Annotated in this window: 11 protein-coding genes; 7 read left to right on the plus strand and 4 right to left on the minus strand. The window is 71.2% G+C overall.

All coding sequences use genetic code 11. The features are described from left to right. Positions 1 to 45: 45 nt before the first annotated feature. The 3 genes from ACWD3E_RS25545 (at position 46) to fxsT (ending at position 4676) form a co-directional block, all read left to right on the plus strand. Positions 46 to 330 (plus strand): hypothetical protein, encoded by a 285-nt coding sequence (locus ACWD3E_RS25545; protein ID WP_451389878.1) that lies wholly within the window; start codon positions 46 to 48, stop codon positions 328 to 330. Beyond that, positions 327 to 1604, plus strand: a complete 1278-nt coding sequence (locus tag ACWD3E_RS25550) for an aKG-HExxH-type peptide beta-hydroxylase (RefSeq protein WP_451389879.1) — start codon at positions 327 to 329, stop codon at positions 1602 to 1604. The genes ACWD3E_RS25545 and ACWD3E_RS25550 overlap by 4 nt, the downstream gene beginning before the upstream one ends. 78 nt (positions 1605 to 1682) lie before the next feature. Continuing rightward, positions 1683 to 4676 carry an FxSxx-COOH system tetratricopeptide repeat protein gene (gene fxsT, locus ACWD3E_RS25555; protein ID WP_451389939.1) on the plus strand — a complete coding sequence of 998 codons (2994 nt, stop codon included), beginning with the start codon at positions 1683 to 1685 and terminating at the stop codon, positions 4674 to 4676. Positions 4677 to 4874: 198 nt separating this feature from the next. On the opposite strand, the gene ACWD3E_RS25560 is transcribed toward fxsT, so the two are convergent. The 4 genes from ACWD3E_RS25560 to ACWD3E_RS25575 all read right to left on the minus strand — a co-directional run bounded on the left by ACWD3E_RS25560 (position 4875) and on the right by ACWD3E_RS25575 (position 11617). Beyond that, positions 4875 to 8660 carry a multifunctional oxoglutarate decarboxylase/oxoglutarate dehydrogenase thiamine pyrophosphate-binding subunit/dihydrolipoyllysine-residue succinyltransferase subunit gene (locus ACWD3E_RS25560; protein ID WP_451389880.1) on the minus strand — a complete coding sequence of 1262 codons (3786 nt, stop codon included), beginning with the start codon at positions 8658 to 8660 and terminating at the stop codon, positions 4875 to 4877. Between the two features lie 302 nt (positions 8661 to 8962). Beyond that, positions 8963 to 10084, minus strand: a complete 1122-nt coding sequence (locus ACWD3E_RS25565) for a HAMP domain-containing sensor histidine kinase (RefSeq protein WP_451389881.1) — start codon at positions 10082 to 10084, stop codon at positions 8963 to 8965. Next, on the minus strand, positions 10081 to 10821 hold the full coding sequence (locus ACWD3E_RS25570; RefSeq protein WP_451351782.1) for a response regulator transcription factor: 741 nt from the start codon (positions 10819 to 10821) through the stop codon (positions 10081 to 10083). Before ACWD3E_RS25570 ends, ACWD3E_RS25565 begins: the two co-directional genes overlap by 4 nt. Positions 10822 to 10939: 118 nt before the next feature. Beyond that, entirely contained in the window at positions 10940 to 11617 is a 678-nt protein-coding gene (locus ACWD3E_RS25575; RefSeq protein WP_451389882.1) for a spermine/spermidine synthase domain-containing protein, read from the minus strand. 209 nt (positions 11618 to 11826) lie between these two features. Here ACWD3E_RS25575 and ACWD3E_RS25580 point away from each other — a divergent pair, with 209 nt between their 5' ends. The 4 genes from ACWD3E_RS25580 to ACWD3E_RS25595 all read left to right on the plus strand — a co-directional run. Next, a complete protein-coding gene (locus tag ACWD3E_RS25580; protein ID WP_451389883.1) occupies positions 11827 to 12627 on the plus strand; it encodes a rhomboid-like protein in 801 nt (266 codons plus the stop codon). A 125-nt stretch (positions 12628 to 12752) separates the two neighbouring features. Further along, the gene (gene lon, locus ACWD3E_RS25585) at positions 12753 to 15173 is read left to right on the plus strand and encodes an endopeptidase La (protein ID WP_451389884.1); all 2421 of its coding nucleotides are present in this window, start codon (positions 12753 to 12755) and stop codon (positions 15171 to 15173) included. A gap of 116 nt (positions 15174 to 15289) precedes the next feature. Next, positions 15290 to 16297, plus strand: coding sequence for a serine/threonine-protein kinase (locus ACWD3E_RS25590; protein WP_451389885.1), 1008 nt, complete (start codon positions 15290 to 15292; stop codon positions 16295 to 16297). 135 nt (positions 16298 to 16432) lie between these two features. Next, on the plus strand, positions 16433 to 16933 hold a 501-nt coding region (locus tag ACWD3E_RS25595; protein ID WP_451389886.1), incomplete at its 3' end, for a hypothetical protein.

The following is a 16933-nucleotide window of genomic DNA, read 5'->3' on the forward strand; positions in this document are numbered from 1 at the left end:
CTGTTATGGCCGTGCGGGGCGGGCGTAGGCAGGGAGGGAGCCGAGGTGACGGAGCAGAGGAAAGGAGCGGCCGGTCCCGGGGAGGACGGCGGCCGGACCGCGCCCCCGCCCGACCTCACCGACGTCGACCTGCGGACATTGCGCGCCATGGACGATCCGGGGCTGCTGACGGCAGTGGCGGGGGTCCTGTGCCGGTCCCGGGAGCCGAGCGAGGTCTGGTACGTCGGCGAGGATTTCCTGAGGCCGCCCGGGAGTCCGGTCCCGCCCGCGGACCGAACGTTTCCAGCCGGACTCGGCGCGTCGGCCGCCGATAAGGACGACTGGGGATGATCTTGGCGACCGTCCCCGTCGAGATCATCAGGCAACTCGCCACCACCCGGCCCGCCCACGCGGGTACCGCGGCACTGCGTGCCGCACTCCACGCGCGTCGCATGCTGCTCCTGAAGGCCCTCCTGGTCCGGGTCGAGCGGGAACGCGCCTCCCTCGCTCCGGCCGCCCGCAGCCGCTTCGAGACCGACTGGGCGCTGCTGGAGCGGGCCGAGCGGTCCGACCCGGCGGCGGTCCGTGACGTCCTCGACTACCCGATGACCGGGGCTTGGCTCGCCGCCGCGCTCGCCGCCCCCGAAGGCCCCGCGCTGGAAGGGCAGTTGGCCCAGTTGAGCGGGGTCGCCCTGGCCGCCGCCGTCCGCGCGGGCTGCGCCGTGACGGGGGAGCGGGCGGTGCCCTCGGGGCTGCTCGCGCTGCCCGGCCTCGGCGTGCTGCGCTGCCCGTCCGGCCGGGTCCTGCTGGGCGGATACCCGGGCCTGGCGCGCATCGGCGACCCCGCCGGGCGGACCGAGGCGCTGCTCACCCGCGGCGGCCCCGCCGCCCACCGGCCGGTCGGCGGCGGCACCGGCTGGTCGGGGCTGCGCGCGCTGCCCGGCAGCGCCGTACTCCTCGACGATCTGGACCCGTACCGGGCGCCGGCGCAAGGGATCGGCCCCGAGGCGCTGGCCGCCGCCGGGCGCCCGCACTCCACCCCCGCGCGGTGGGCCGAAGTCTGGCGGGCCGCGCGGGCGCTGCTGGCGGCGACCGATCCCGGCCGGGTGGCGGAGACGGGGACGGTGCTGCGGGCCGTGGTGCCCCTGGCGCCGTCGGGGCCCGCGGACGGCACCCCGATGAGCGCGACCCTGCGGACCGCCCCCGGCGCCATGCTCAGCCAGCTGCCGTACGGCGGCGACCGCCTGGCCGAGGCCCTGGTGCACGAGACCCAGCACACCAAGCTGGCCGCGCTGCACGAACTCGTGCCGTTGTACCGGCCCGGCGGCGCCCGGTACCGGGTGGGCTGGCGGCCCGATCCGCGCCCCGTCCCCGGGGTGTTCCAGGGCGTGTACGCCCACCTGGCCCTGACCGACCTGTGGGGGCGGGCCCGCGCCGGACCCGCCGGCACGGAGGGCTGGCGGCTCCGGGCCGAGCGCCAGTTCGAGGTGTACTGGGATCAGGTCGGAGAAGCCTTGTCCATACTCCGTGAATCAGATGAACTGACCTTTGCCGGACGGGAGTTCGTCCAGGAGATGGAACGGCGCCACGCAAGTCTCGGCGTGGCGGCGAGAAGTCCTGGGTGACAGGCCGTACATGGTGTATTGCGCTACGTTGTGTGGGCGCTCGCCCGCGAGTCGGGCGCGGAGAAGCAGGGAGCGGCGATGGCGGAACAGCGGCGGTCGGACAGCGACGGGGCACAGCACTTCCTGGTGGTCTTCCCCGGCTATCACCGCTCATGGGCGAGCTGGATCGCGCAGACCCTGGAACGCCACGGCCACCGTGTCACCCTGCAACGCTGGGACCCGCCCCGCGAGGTCCCGCTGGAGGACTCGCTCGGCGACCTGCTGCTCTCCAGCGGCCGGGTGCTGCTCGTGCTCAACGACTGGTTCTTCGAACTCGGCCCGCGCCCCGCGGGTGAGTGGAACGACGTGCTGCGCGGCTTCGTCGCCGCCCACGCGGACCGGTTCGCCGCTGTCAACCTCACCAACCGGCCGCTGCTGCCCGCCACCGCCGTCCTCGAACCGGCCAGCCTCTGGGCGCTCAGCGAGGAAGCCGCCGAGGAGCGGCTGCTCGGCCGGCTCGGCCTGGAACGCCGGCGCAACCCGCGCGTCCTGTCCGGCCGGGCCCGCTACCCCGAGCTGCGCTGCGAGATTTGGGGGGAGGTGCCGCGCCGCAACCCGCGCTTCACCGGCCGCGACGACCTGCTCAACGACATCCACGAGCGCCTCTCCGACGCCGAGCGCGGCGCCGCCGCCTGCACCCTGCTCGGCATGTCCGGCATCGGCAAGACCCAGCTCGCCGCCGAGTACGCGCACCGCTTCAGCACCGACTACGACCTGGTGTGGTGGGTCAACTCCGACGACCGCAACGTCCAGCGCGACCGCTTCGGCGAACTCGCCGTGGAACTCGGCCTGCCCATCGGCGGCGAGCCGGGCGAGCGCATCCGCGCCGTCCTGCACGCGCTGCGCCGCGGCGAGCCCTACGCCAACTGGCTGGTCATCTTCGACGGCTGGGACGACAGCGAGGGCATCAACGCGCTGCTCCCGCAGGGGTCGGGCCATGTCCTGATCACCTCCCGCAACCGGGCCTGGACCGAGTACACCGACGTCCTGGAGGTGCCGGGCTTCCTGCGCGCGGAGTCCACCGCCTATCTGATGCGGCGCGCCCCGCACATCACCGCGGCCGAGGCAGACGAGGTCGCCGCCGAGTTCGGCGACGTACCGCTGCCGCTGGTGCAGGCCGCCTCCTGGCTCGGCGAGTCCCGCATGGAGGTGCCCGAATACCTGCGGATGGTGCGCGAGCGCAAGCTCTCCACCGTGGACGAGCCCGCCACCGGCGAGGGCTTCCCGCAGTCCTCCATGACCTCCTGGTCGATACTGCTCAACCGGCTGCGCCGCTCCCAGCCCCAGGCGATCGACGTCCTCGGGCTGTGCACGTCCTTCGCCCCCGGACGCATCCCGCTGGGCCTCATCCGCGCCTACCCGCAGACCGACCTGCCCGAAGAGCTGCGCTGGATGGTCACGGACCTGCCCGCCTGGACCCGTGCCCTGGACACCCTCGTCAACTACTCGGTGCTCACCCGCGAGACCCGCGGCCCGCTCGGCGCCGAGATGGGCCCGCACCAGGAGTCGGTCCATATGCACCGGCTCGTGCACGACATCGTCTCCAAGCTGACCAGCGACGAGAACCAGGCCGTCCATCGCCGGGCGGTGCGCACGCTGCTCGCCGAGGCCGACCCCGGCAACCCCGTGGACAGCAGGAACTGGCCGCGCTACGCCGAGCTGCTGCCGCACCTGGAACCCTCCGGCGCGCTGAGCAGTGGCCAGCCGCGGGTGCGGGCGACGGTCCTCAACTGCCTCCAGTACTGCCGGCGCAGCGGCGAGTACAACAGCGGCCTCGAACTGGCCCAGAAGATCCGCGACCGCTGGTCGAAGACCCTGGACCCGCTGTCCCAGCACATGCTCGAACTGACCAACCTGGAGAGCTACATCCTGCGCTCCAGCGGCAGGTTCCGTGAGGCGCACGAGCTGGACCGCCGCTTCCTGGAGCGGGTGCAGGCCGCCCCCCGGCGCAACGAACTCGCCGAGCTGATCACCCAGGGCTCCCTGGCCGGAGATCTGCGCTACCTGGGCCGGTACGAGGAGGCGTACGCCCTTCAGCGTCAGGTCCTGGAAGGCAACGCACAGCTTCTCGGCGCCGACGACGCCGCGACCCTGGTCGCCCGGCACAACCTCGGCGTGAGCCTGCGGCTGCTGGGCCGGTACGCGGAGGCCTACGAGCTCGACCTGGACACCCTGTCCCGGCGCGAGAACGTGCTGCGCGCCCGGCACATCAACACCCTCAACTCGGGCAGCGCCGTCGCCCACTCCCTGCGCCTGCTCGGCCGCTACCGCGACGCCCTGTCCCGGCAGGAGCCGGTGGTCCGACTGCATGTCCAGGTGCTCGGAGCGCAGCACCCGCAGACCCTGGAGGCACGCGTCCAGCTGGCCATGTGCCGCCGCCGGGACGGCGCCCACAACGCCGACGTGGGGCCGTCGATGGCCGCGCTGCTGGAACAGCTGGCTCAGCTGCACGGCCGCGAGCACTACCGCACCCTGGCCTTCCTCACCAACTACGGCAACTACCTGCGGGAGCACGGCGACCTGAGCCAGGCGCGGGAACTGATCGACGAGGCCGAGGCCGGCTACCGCGCCCTGCTCGGCCCCGCCCACCCCGTCGCCACGGGCATGCTCTCCAACACCGCGCTCATCATGCAGGCCGCGGGGGAACGCGCCGACGCGCTGGCGATGTCGGAGTCCGCGCTGGCCGGGCTCACCTCCAGCCTGTCCGGCGACCATCCGTGGGTTCTGGGCTGCGCCCTCAACACGGCCGCTGCCCGCAACTTCACCGGCCGGATCGCCGAGGCCGCGCAGCTGAGCCGGGACACCCTGCGGCGGGCCCGGCGGGTCCTCGACCACGAGCACCCGCTCACCCTCTCCTGCCAGGTGGCTCTCGCCGCGGATCTGCGGGGCGTGAACGAGCACGAGGAGGCCACCAAACTGGAGGAGGACGCCCTCCTCACCCTCACCCGCACCCTGGGCGCGCAACATCCGCACACCCTCTCCGCCCGCCAGCGGGTCCGTCCCTACTGGGATTTCGAGGCATACCTGGGCTGAGCCGGGGCGCCCCGAAGGGGCTGCCCCAAAGGGGCGCGGGGCTGTGTCGATATGCGGCTCCGCCGCCTGGGCGCGACCAGCCACGACGGACCCGCAGCCGCGTACGGCCGAAATCGCCCCGACGGACAGGCGAAGGGCCCGGCACCGAGAACGAACTCGGCACCGGACCCTGAGTGTGTCGGCTGAACCGCCGGAGGCCTACGCCTCGAACACCTCACGCATCAGCTGCTCCTGCTCCGCCTGGTGGCGCTTCGCGGAGCCCACCGCCGGGGACGAGCCGTGCGGGCGGGAGATGCGCCGCAGTCGCTCGCCGGCCGGGATGTCCGCGCCGACCGCCAGGTCCAGGTGGTCGATCAGGTTGAGCGCGATGAACGGCCAGGCACCCTGGTTCGCCGGCTCCTCCTGGGCCCACAGGTACTTCTCGGCGTTCGGGTACTTGTTGACCTCCGCCTGGAGCTCGGCACCCGGCAGCGGGTACAGGCGCTCGATGCGGATGATCGCCGTGTCCGTGGCACCGCGCTTCTGACGCTCGGCCTCCAGGTCGTAGTAGACCTTGCCGGCGCAGAAGACGACCTTGCGGACCGCGGCCGGGTCGACCGTGCTGTCGCCGATGACCGGGCGGAACTCCCCGCTCGTGAACTCCTCCGCCTTCGAGGCCGCCGCCTTCAGGCGCAGCATCGACTTCGGGGTGAAGACGACCAGCGGCTTGTGGTGCGGGTTGTGCACCTGCCACCGCAGGAGGTGGAAGTAGTTCGACGGGAGCGTGGGCATGGCCACCGTCATGTTGTTCTGGGCGCAGAGCTGGAGGAACCGCTCGGGACGCGCGGACGAGTGGTCCGGGCCCTGGCCCTCGTAGCCGTGCGGCAGCAGCAGGGTGACGCCGGACGTCTGGCCCCACTTCTGCTCCGCCGAGGAGATGAACTCGTCCACGACCGTCTGCGCGCCGTTGACGAAGTCACCGAACTGCGCCTCCCACATCACGAGGGACTCGGGACGGGCCAGCGAGTAGCCGTACTCGAAGCCCATCGCCGCGTACTCGGAGAGCAGGGAGTTGTAGACGTTCAGGCGCGCCTGGTCATCGGAGAGGTACTGCAGCGGCGTGTACTCCTCGCCGGTCTCCCGGTCGATCAGCACCGCGTGGCGCTGGCCGAAGGTGCCGCGCTGGGAGTCCTGGCCCGCGAGGCGGACCGGGGTGCCCTCCAGCAGCAGCGAGCCGACGGCCAGGGTCTCGCCCATGCCCCAGTCGATCGTGCCGTCCTCGACCATCGCCGCACGGCGCTGCAGCTGCGGCTGCAGACGCGGGTGGACGGTGATGTGGTCGGGGACGTTGACCTGGGACTCGGCGATCCGCTTGACGACCTCCGCGGAGATCGCGGTCGGGACCGCGACCGGGAAACCGTCCTGCGGCGCGTGGACGACGCCGTCGGCCGGCTGCGAGGTGGCCTCGCGGACCTCGGTGAAGACCTTCTCCAGCTGGCCCTGGTAGTCCTGGAGGGCCTGCTCGGCCTCTTCCAGGGTGATGTCGCCCCGACCGATCAGGGACTCGGTGTACAGCTTGCGCACCGAGCGCTTCTTGTCGATCAGGTCGTACATCAGCGGCTGGGTGAAGGCCGGGTTGTCCGACTCGTTGTGACCGCGGCGGCGGTAGCAGATGAGGTCGATCACCACGTCCTTGTTGAACGCCTGGCGGAACTCGAAGGCGAGCCGCGCGACGCGGACCACGGCCTCCGGGTCGTCGCCGTTCACGTGGAAGATCGGGGCCTCGATCATGCGGGCCACGTCCGTCGCGTACATGGAGGAACGCGAGGACTCGGGGGCCGCGGTGAAGCCGACCTGGTTGTTGATGACGATGTGGACCGTGCCGCCGGTGCGGTAGCCGCGCAGCTGCGACATGTTCAGCGTCTCGGCCACGACGCCCTGGCCCGCGAAGGCCGCGTCGCCGTGCAGGGCCACCGGCAGGACGGTGAAGTCCGTGCCGCCCTTGTTGATGATGTCCTGCTTGGCGCGGGCGACGCCCTCCAGGACCGGGTCGACCGCCTCCAGGTGCGAGGGGTTCGCGACCAGCGAGACCTTGATCTGCTCGCCGTCCAGGCCCGTGAAGGTGCCCTCGGCGCCCAGGTGGTACTTCACGTCGCCGGAGCCGTGCATCGACTTCGGGTCGAGGTTGCCCTCGAACTCGCGGAAGATCTGCGCGTACGACTTGCCGACGATGTTGGCGAGGACGTTCAGGCGGCCACGGTGGGCCATGCCGATGACGACCTCGTCCAGGCGCGACTCGGCGGCGCTGTCGATGACTGCGTCCAGCAGCGGGATGACGGACTCGCCGCCCTCCAGCGAGAAGCGCTTCTGGCCGACGTACTTCGTCTGCAGGAAGGTCTCGAAGGCCTCAGCCGCGTTCAGGCGGCGCAGGATGCGCAGCTGCTCCTCGCGCTCCGGCTTGGTGTGCTGGCGCTCGACGCGGTCCTGGATCCACTTGCGCTGCTTCGGGTCCTGGATGTGCATGAACTCGATGCCGATGGTGCGGCAGTACGAGTCGCGCAGGACACCGAGGATGTCGCGCAGCTTCATCAGGGACTTGCCGGAGAAGCCGCCGACGGCGAACTCGCGCTCCAGGTCCCACAGGGTGAGGCCGTGCTCGGTGATGTCCAGGTCGGGGTGCTTGCGCTGGCGGTACTCCAGCGGGTCGGTGTCGGCCATCACGTGACCGCGGACCCGGTAGGAGTGGATCAGCTCGAAGACGCGGGCGGCCTTGGTGACGTCGTCGTCGTGCGAGGCGTCGATGTCCCGGAGCCAGCGGACCGGCTCGTAGGGGATGCGCAGCGCCTTGAAGATGTCGTCGTAGAAGCCGTTCTCGCCGAGCAGCAGGTTCGCGACCTGGCGCAGGAACTCGCCGGAGGCGGCGCCCTGGATCACCCGGTGGTCGTAGGTCGACGTGAGCGTCATGACCTTCGAGATGCCGAGCTTGTTCAGGGTGTCCTGGGAGGTGCCCTGGAACTCCGCCGGGTAGTCCATGGAGCCGACGCCCATGATCACGGACTGGCCGGGCATCAGACGCGGCACGGAGTGGACGGTGCCGAGGCCGCCGGGGTTGGTCAGGGAGACCGTCACGCCGGTGAAGTCGTCCATCGTCAGCTTGTTGTCGCGGGCGCGACGGACGATGTCCTCGTAGGCCTGCCAGAACTCGAAGAAGTTCAGCGTCTCGGCCTTCTTGATCGCCGCGACGACCAGCTGGCGGTCGCCGTTGGGCTTGACCAGGTCGATGGCGAGGCCGAGGTTGACGTGCGGCGGCTTGACGAGGGTCGGCTTGCCGTCCTTCTCGCCGAAGGACCAGTTCATCGACGGCATGGCCTTGATGGCCTGCACCATCGCGTACCCGATGACGTGCGTGAAGGAGATCTTCCCGCCGCGGGCGCGCTTGAGGTGGTTGTTGATGACGATGCGGTTGTCGAACAGCAGCTTCACCGGGACCGCGCGGACCGAGGTGGCCGTCGGCAGCTCCAGCGAGGCGTTCATGTTCTTCGCGACCGCGGCGGCCGGGCCGCGCAGGGTGACCAGCTCGGGGCCCTCGGGGGCCGCCGCAGCGGGCGCGGCGGGAGCGGCCTTGGGCTTCGGCTGAGCGGGCGCCTGTGCGGGCGCCGTCGGCTTGGCCGGGGCGGGGGCCGGAGCCGCGGCGGGCTTCGGGGCCACCGGGGCGGGAGCGGCGGCGGCCGGGGCCGCGGACGCGCTCGGGGCCGCAGGAGCCGTGGTGGTGGTCTCTGCGGCCCCCGTGGCCGCAGTACCCGCCGGAGCCGGGGCGGCAGGCGCGCCCGGCTTGTAGTCGGCGAAGAAGTCCCACCAGGCACGGTCTACCGAATTCGGGTCCTGGAGGTACTGCTGATAGATCTCGTCGACGAGCCACTCGTTCGGACCGAACGCAGCAGCGGGGTTCTTCCCGGCTTGGTCGTCGGTGGAGATGCTCGAGTTACTGGGGGACTGTGGCGACACGGCGGCAACCGCCCTCTTCCGCTTCACAAGGTGATGGACAGCGGAAATAAAGGCTACGCCTCCAAGACCGCGAAGGTCAGGTCGAGCCCGTTCATCGTCGCGTAAGTCACACCGGAAATCTTGTTTCAGGGCTTGATATGGCGGGAAACAAGCGTGGTTCCGCATGTCAGCGGATGTGTGCGGGTTCGCCGAACGGGGCCCGGCGCGGATCAGTGCAGGCGCGCGCCCGGGCCCGTCGCAGATCACACGTGTCCGGCTGCGCGGACGCGCATGGATCTTGTGGCTCCGGTTCGGACTTTACGTCAACTTGGGACGGAAGTCTCTCCCGGGAGAGTGACGATGATCCTGCAACCGCGATCGGATTCGGCCACACCGATCCGGCCGCCGTGCAGATCCACCGCCCAGCGGGCGATCGCGAGGCCGAGACCGGTGCCGCCGTCGCTGCCCGGGCCGTGCGGCCGGGTCACCGAGCCGCGGTTGAACCGCTCGAACACCCGGTGCCACTCCGAGCGCGGGATGCCGGGCCCCTCGTCCAGGACCTCCAGCTCCAGCGAATCCGGCTGCGGCCCCCGCCGCGCCCGTACGGTCACGCGGCCGTGCGGCGGGCTGTGCTTGACCGCGTTGTCGATCAGGTTCGCGACGACCTGGTGGATGCGCTCGGGGTCCGCGTGCGCGGTCAGCTCCGGCGGGGAGACGTCGAGGTGCAGATGGACGTCCGTACGCGTGTGCTTGCCCGAGCCGGAGGCGATGTCCGCGCGCACGGAGGCGACCATGTTGGCCTCCTTCAGCACGCCCGACAGGTACGGCCACACCTCGAAGCGGCGCTTCTTCAGCGGTACGACGCCGTTGTCGAGCCGGGACAGGTCCAGCAGCGTCTCCACGAGCCGGCTGAGCCGCTCGGTCTGCTTCAGGGCCGTCCGCATGGTCTCCGGGTCGGCCTCGGTGACCCCGTCGACGATGTTCTCCAGCACCGCGCGCAGGCCGGCGATCGGCGTGCGCAGCTCGTGCGAGACGTTCGCGACCAGCTCTTTTCGCTGCTGGTCCTGGGCATCCAGCTCGTCGGCCATGACGTTGATCGTCTCGGCCAGGTCGCCCAGCTCGTCCCGGCGGTTCTCGCGCACCCGGCGCGTGTAGTCGCCCTGCGAGATGGAGCGGGCCACCGCGTTCATCTCGTCCAGGGGCGAGGTGAGCGAGTGCGCCACGAACTGCGTGATCAGCAGCGTGGCGATCATCGAGAAGACCGTGATGAAACGCAGCTCGGTCTTGGTGTGCACCGCGACGATCGACAGACCGGTGGTGATCAGCACCGAGATGACGACCAGAGCGCCCAGCTTGGTCTTGATCGAGAACGGGCGTACGCCGCCCCAGGGTTCCCCAGCGGGGTGCCCGGGGCCCCTCCGTGCGGCTTCGCGCCCGCCGCTCATGGCGTCGGCGTCTCCAGCGCGTAGCCCACACCGTGCACGGTACGGATCCGCTCGGCGCCGATCTTCCGGCGCAGCGCCTTGATGTGGCTGTCCACGGTCCGGGTGCCGGAGGCGTCCGCCCAGTCCCACACCTCGGCCAGCAGCTGCTCACGGGAGAGCACCGCGCGCGGGGTGTTCGCCAGGCACACCAGCAGGTCGAACTCGGTGGGCGTCAGGTGGACGTCCTCCGACTTCACCCGTACCCGGCGCTGCGCGTGGTCGATCTCCAGCTCGCCGAGCCGCAGGATGCCGGAGCGGGGCGTCGCGGCGGCCAGGGCCGCCCGCTCCACGCGCCGCAGCAGCACGTGCACGCGCGCCGCCAGCTCCCGCATCGAGAACGGCTTGGTCATGTAGTCGTCGGCGCCGACCCCGAGCCCGACCAGCATGTCCGTCTCGTCGTCCCGCGCGGTGAGCATCAGCACCGGCACCGGCCGCTGCGCCTGCACCCGGCGGCAGACCTCCAGGCCGTCGAAGCCCGGCAGCATGATGTCGAGGATCAGCAGGTCGGGCTGCCAGGCCTCGGCCGTGTCGACGGCGGCCGGTCCGTCGACCGCGGTCTGCACGAGGAATCCCTCGGCGCGGAGCCGGGCCGCGATGGCGTCGACGATCGTGGGATCGTCCTCGACCACCAGCACGCGACGCTGAGCCCCCGGGGTGCTCGTCGCCGCGCCGCTCTGGGAGGTGTGTGTCTGCTCCATCGCCCGCCCCTGTTGCTTATGTTGCTTTCCGGAATCCGTGGGGAGATCCCATGACTGCGATTGACGCTTGAATGATCCGCGTCAGAGAAGCACCCTACGGGGACTCGCCGTGCCGTCGCTATCCAGGTCGGACGGCGAGGTGCACGGCGTCCGGAACGCCCCGGGCAACGGGCACCTCTTCGGTACGCACCTGCCGGAACCCGGCATTCCGCAAACTTCCTTCAAATTCCGGAGAGGGCTCGGCAGACCATACGGCAAGTACCCCACCCGGCTTCAACGCCCTTGCGCAGGAAGCGAGTCCGGCGGGTGAGTACAGTCCGCCGTTGTCCTCGGTCACGGTCCATCCGGGGCCGTTGTCGATGTCCAGACACAGGGCGTCGAACGTGTCTGAAGTCTCATGGACGTACCTCACCAGGTCGGCTTCCACGATCTCGGTACGGGGGTCGGCGAGGGCCGCCGCGGACACCTGTGCGAGCGGTCCGCGCCGGTGCCAGTCGACGACGGCGGGCTCCCGCTCCACCACCGTGATCCGCCCCCAGCGGGAGTCGGCGGCAGCGTGTGCGAGCGAGAACCCGACCCCCAGCCCGCCGATCAGCACGTCCGGCGCCGACCGCCCGTCCAGGGCCCCGTACGCGGCGTCGACCAGCAGCCGCTCCGAGCGGCCGTCGGAGGTGTCCATCAGGAAGCAGCCGTTGGCGATGATCTGCAACAGCTCCCCGTGTCTGCGCAGCACCACTTCTCCGAAGGGGCCATCGCGCCGGTCCAGGACCACGGGGGCGTCGTACGCGGCAGTCATGAGCCCATCCTGCTCGAACGGGGCTTTGCGGGCACGGGAATTACGGATGACGGGAGGGTGGTTTCCCCGCCGCGGCCTTGAGCAGGGGCGGCGGCCGGACGCATCCGGAGCTTGAGAGGTTGCTTTGAATCGGCTCTCGCGTGGCGTCGGTCATAGACAGGGGCCCGCGCAACGCCAAGGGTGGGGCGCGACGGAAGGAGCGCCACACCGTGGATCGGACCGCGAAAGGCCCTGCGACGGCCGCGTCTTCGCCCCCGCCGGGCCTGCCCCTTCCCGCCGACGGCCCCGCAGTCCCCTCGGCCCCCGGCATCGCCCGCTTCCTGGACGGCATGCCGCGCCAGCGAGGCGCCACGGCACCCGCGCCTGCCCCCGCGCCCGCGGAAGAGCGCGCCCTGCGTCCTCGCCCCTGGCACCTGCTGCCGTCCCCGGGGCGCACCCCCTACACCTTCGCCTACGCGGCCGTCCTGGCCGTCACCTCGCTGATCGCGGCGTTGGCCGACCCCGGGCTCATGCACGCGCTCTACCAGGACTCCAGCACGGACGTCGCCCACCTGGTGCGCACGCCCGTACTGGTGCTGCTGGCCAGCGCGCTGTGGATCGCGGGCGGGGTCCTGTCGCCGTACGCGCTCGCCTTCGTGCTCGTGCTGACCGGGCTGGAGCGGCGCATAGGCGGGGCGCGGGCCGTCTGTGTGTTCCTGGCCGGGCACGTCCTCGCCACTCTCGCCACGGAGGTCCCGGTGGGCCTGGCGGTCCTTTTCGGCCACCTTCCCGAGACCTCGCTGCACCGCCTGGACTACGGCATCAGCTTCGGCGTCGCGGCCAGCACCAGCGCCCTCGCGGGCCTGCTCACCCCCTGGCTCCGCTGGCCCCTGCTCGCCCTGTTCACCGGCGCCCTCCTCGACGACCTGATCGCCTTCCAGGACCCGATGACCAACTGGGGCCATCTGATCGCCCTGTCGATCGGCATAGCGGCCTGGCCCCTGGTGCGCCGCTGGCAGCAGCCGGCCTAGCCCCCCATCTGCGGAAACCCATGCGTCACCCCCTGATCGCTCACAGCGAACGGCAGCCCGGGAACATCCATGCACCGGCATTAGTTGAGTCGGCATAACTCAAGTTGACTGCCTAAGGGGAGATCATGGCTGCTGAGTCCACGGCGTTCACGCTCGCCCTGCCCGTGCTGCCGCTCGACGACGAGGTCGTACTGCCCGGCATGGTGGTTCCGCTGGACCTGAGCGACACAGAGGTACGGGCCGCGGTGGAGGCCGCACAGGCCGCCGCGCGTTCCACGCCCGGAAAGCCCCAGGTTCTGCTGGTGCCACGCATCGACGGCACGTACGCCAAGACGGGTGTGCTCGGCACGGTCGAGCAGGTCGGCCGGCTGGCCGACGGCGACCCGGGTGCCCTGATCCGCGGCCGGAGCCGGGTGCGGATCGGCGCGGGTACCACCGGGCCGGGCGCGGCGCTGTGGGTCGAGGGCGCGCGCAGCGAGGAGAGCGTGCCCGAGCCGCTGCCGGGCCAGGTCGCGGACCTGGTCAAGGAGTACAAGGCGCTGGCCAGCAGCTGGCTGAAGAAGCGCGGCGCCTGGCAGGTCGTCGACCGTGTCCAGGCCATCGAGGACGTCTCGGCGCTGGCCGACAACTCCGGCTACTCGCCCTTCCTGACCACCGAGCAGAAGGTGGAGCTGCTGGAGACCGCCGACCCGGTGGCCCGGCTGAAGCTCGCCACGCAGCAGCTCCGCGACCACCTCGCCGAGCAGGACGTGGCCGAGACCATCGCCAAGGACGTCCAGGAGGGGGTCGACAAGCAGCAGCGCGAGTTCCTGCTGCGCCGCCAGCTGGAGGCCGTCCGCAAGGAACTGCGCGAGCTGAACGGCGAGCAGGAGGGCGAGGAGTCCGACGACTACCGCGCCCGCGTCGAGGCCGCCGACCTGCCGGAGAACGTCCGCGAGGCCGCCCTCAAGGAGGTCGACAAGCTGGAGCGCGCCTCCGACCAGTCGCCGGAGGGCTCGTGGATCCGCACCTGGCTGGACACCGTCCTGGAGCTGCCGTGGAACACGCGCACCGAGGACGCGTACGACATCCAGGGCGCCAAGGCGGTCCTGGACGCCGAGCACGCCGGTCTGGAGGACGTGAAGGAGCGCATCACCGAGTACCTGGCGGTGCGCAAGCGGCGCAGTGAGCGCGGCCTGGGTGTCATCGGCGGCCGGCGCGGCGGTGCCGTGCTCGCGCTCGTCGGCCCGCCCGGCGTCGGCAAGACGTCGCTCGGCGAGTCCGTCGCGCACGCGATGGGGCGGAAGTTCGTCCGCGTCGCCCTCGGCGGCGTCCGTGACGAGGCCGAGATCCGCGGCCACCGGCGTACGTATGTCGGCGCGCTGCCCGGCCGGATCGTGCGCGCCGTCAAGGAGGCCGGGTCCCTGAACCCGGTCGTGCTGCTCGACGAGATCGACAAGGTGGGCTCGGACTTCCGGGGCGACCCGGCAGCCGCCCTGCTGGAGGTCCTGGACCCGGCGCAGAACCACACGTTCCGCGACCACTACCTGGAGGTCGAACTCGACCTGTCGGACGTCGTCTTCCTGGCCACCGCCAACGTCCTGGAGGCCATCCCGGAGGCCCTGGCCGACCGGATGGAGATCGTCCGCCTGGACGGCTACACGGAGGACGAGAAGATCGTCATCGCCCGTGACCACCTGCTCCCGCGCCAGCTGGAGCGGGCCGGTCTGAACAAGGACGAGGTCACGATCGAGGAGAGCGCGCTGCGCAAGCTCGCCGGCGAGTACACGCGCGAGGCGGGCGTGCGCACCCTGGAGCGGTCCGTCGCGCGGCTGCTGCGCAAGATCGCCGCACAGCACGAACTGGGTGCGCGGGAGCTGCCGTTCACCGTACGGGACGAGGACCTGCGCGGACTGATCGGGCGCCCGCACCATGTGCCCGAGTCCGCCCAGGACCCGGCCGAGCGCCGTACGTCCGTGCCCGGCGTCGCGACCGGCCTCGCGGTCACCGGAGCCGGTGGTGACGTGCTCTTCGTGGAGGCGTCCCTCGCCGACCCGGAGACCGGCGCGGCGGGTCTGACCCTGACCGGGCAGCTGGGTGACGTGATGAAGGAGTCGGCGCAGATCGCGCTGAGCTTCCTGCGCAGCCACGGCGCCGAACTGGAGCTTCCGGTCGGCGACTTGAAGGACCGGGGCGTGCACATCCACTTCCCGGCGGGCGCGGTGCCGAAGGACGGCCCGAGCGCGGGCGTGACGATGACCACGGCCCTCGCCTCGCTGCTCTCCGGCCGCCTGGTCCGCACGGACGTGGCCATGACCGGCGAGGTCTCGCTGACCGGCCGGGTGCTGCCCATCGGCGGCGTGAAGCAGAAGCTGCTCGCCGCGCACCGCGCCGGGGTGACCACCGTGATCATCCCCAAGCGCAACGAGCCCGACCTGGACGACGTCCCGGCCGAGGTGCTGGACAAGCTGGACGTCCACGCCGTGTCCGACGTCCGACAGGTCCTGGAGCTGGCGCTCGCGCCCGCCACGAACGGCGCGACGCGGGAGGTTCCGGTCGCGGCGTGACGGACGCTGCCGGAAAGGCGAGGCCCGGGTTCCGTGAGGGAGGCCCGGGCCTCTGCCACGCCCTCATCGAGAGATCCTGTGCGGCGCACATGTGGATCACTCGGTAGAATTCAGGCGTGAGTTGGCCCCCCAGCCGCCCCTCCGGGCTGATCGGGGCGGAGATCGCCGGCTACCGGGTCGAGCGCGAGCTGGGCCGCGGCGGCATGGCCGTTGTGTACTGCGCCACCGACCTGCGCCTGGGCCGCACGGTCGCCCTCAAGCTGCTCGCCCCCGAGTACACCCGCAACGACGCCTTCCGCCGCCGTTTCGCGTACGAGTCCCGGGTGGCCGCCGCCATCGACCACCCCAATATCGTGCCCGTCTTCGAGGCCGGCGAGGCCGACGGGATCCTGTACATCGCGATGTGTTACGTCCACGGTCTCGACCTGCGGGCCGTGCTCGACCGGGACGGCCCTCTCGACGTACCGGCCGCGCTGCGCATCGCCGCCCAGCTGGCCTCCGCCCTGGACGCGGCCCACGCCCACGAACTGGTCCACCGGGACGTCAAACCCGGCAACGTCCTGGTCGCCAAGGGCGTCGACAGTGACCACCCCGAGCACGTGTACCTCACGGACTTCGGGCTGGCGAAGAAGTCCCTGTCGCTCACCGGGTTCACCACCGCGGGGGAGTTCGTCGGCACGCTCGACTACGTGGCGCCGGAGCGGATCGCGGGCCGCCCGGTGGACGGCAGGTCCGATCTCTACAGCCTGGCCTGCGTCGTGCACGAGACCCTCGCGGGCGCGCCCCCCTTCGAGCGCGACGACCACCTCGAACTGCTGTGGGCGCACCAGTACGACCCGCCGCCCGCGGTGAGCGAGCGGCGGCCGGAGCTCCCGCGGGCCGCCGACGAGGTCCTGCGCAAGGCCCTGGCAAAGGCCCCGGAGGACCGGTACGGCACCTGCCTGGAGTTCGTGACGGCGCTGCGCGCGGCGGCGGGCGAGGCCGGCCTGGCTCCGCCTGCACCGACGCCGATGCCGACTCCGGCGCCGGCGGACGTCCCGGAGCACCGCGCGGCCGACGTACCCGAGCCGGAGCCGGTGCCCGATCCGCCCGGCTGGGCCGGGCCGGTCCTCGGGGCCCATTAACCGCCATTGCCCCTGCCGTCAAGTCCCGAGTCCTCGGAACGTGACCGCGTTCCGGCATTCCGGCCTACTTGAAGCACGGCCCCACCGGTGAGAACCGGAAACCGAAAAGGGCCCCGATTCAAGTAGGAGAACGTCATGAAGCGCATCAACGAGAACAACGAGGCCGTCCGTCCCAAGCGAGGTATCCGCCTCTCGACGATCGTCGCCTCGGCCGTGGTCGTCGCCGGCGGAATCATTCTCCCGGCCACCGCCGCCTCGGCGTCCACGATGCCCGACTCGTCGACCGTCACGATGGTGGCCCACCAGGGCAAGCACCACAGCGACCACCACAAGAAGCACAAGGGCAACGCGACCGGTGGTAAGGGCGGCAACGCCACGAGCAACGGTGGCGGGAACGCGACTGGTGGTGGCGGTGGTAATGCCACGAGCAATGGCGGTGGCAATGCGACTGGTGGTGGCGGTGGTAATGCCACGAGTAATGGTGGTGGCAATGCGACTGGTGGTGGCGGTGGTAATGCCACGAGTAATGGTGGCGGGAACGCGACTGGTGGTGGCGGTGGTAATGCCACGAGTAATGGTGGCGGGAACGCGACTGGTGGTGGCGGTGGTAATGCCACGAGTAATGGTGGCGGGAAC

Source organism: Streptomyces sp. NPDC002676, assembly GCF_053592455.1.

What these genes read in the sequence shown, in the direction of transcription:
- ACWD3E_RS25550 (WP_451389879.1), top strand. Translation starts at nt 327, where the DNA reads ATGATCTTGGCGACCGTCCCCGTCGAGATCATCAGGCAACTCGCCACC.
- fxsT (WP_451389939.1), top strand. Translation starts at nt 1,683, where the DNA reads ATGGCGGAACAGCGGCGGTCGGACAGCGACGGGGCACAGCACTTCCTG.
- ACWD3E_RS25565 (WP_451389881.1), bottom strand. Translation starts at nt 10,084, where the DNA reads ATGAGCGGCGGGCGCGAAGCCGCACGGAGGGGCCCCGGGCACCCCGCT.
- ACWD3E_RS25570 (WP_451351782.1), bottom strand. Translation starts at nt 10,821, where the DNA reads ATGGAGCAGACACACACCTCCCAGAGCGGCGCGGCGACGAGCACCCCG.
- ACWD3E_RS25575 (WP_451389882.1), bottom strand. Translation starts at nt 11,617, where the DNA reads ATGACTGCCGCGTACGACGCCCCCGTGGTCCTGGACCGGCGCGATGGC.
- lon (WP_451389884.1), top strand. Translation starts at nt 12,753, where the DNA reads ATGGCTGCTGAGTCCACGGCGTTCACGCTCGCCCTGCCCGTGCTGCCG.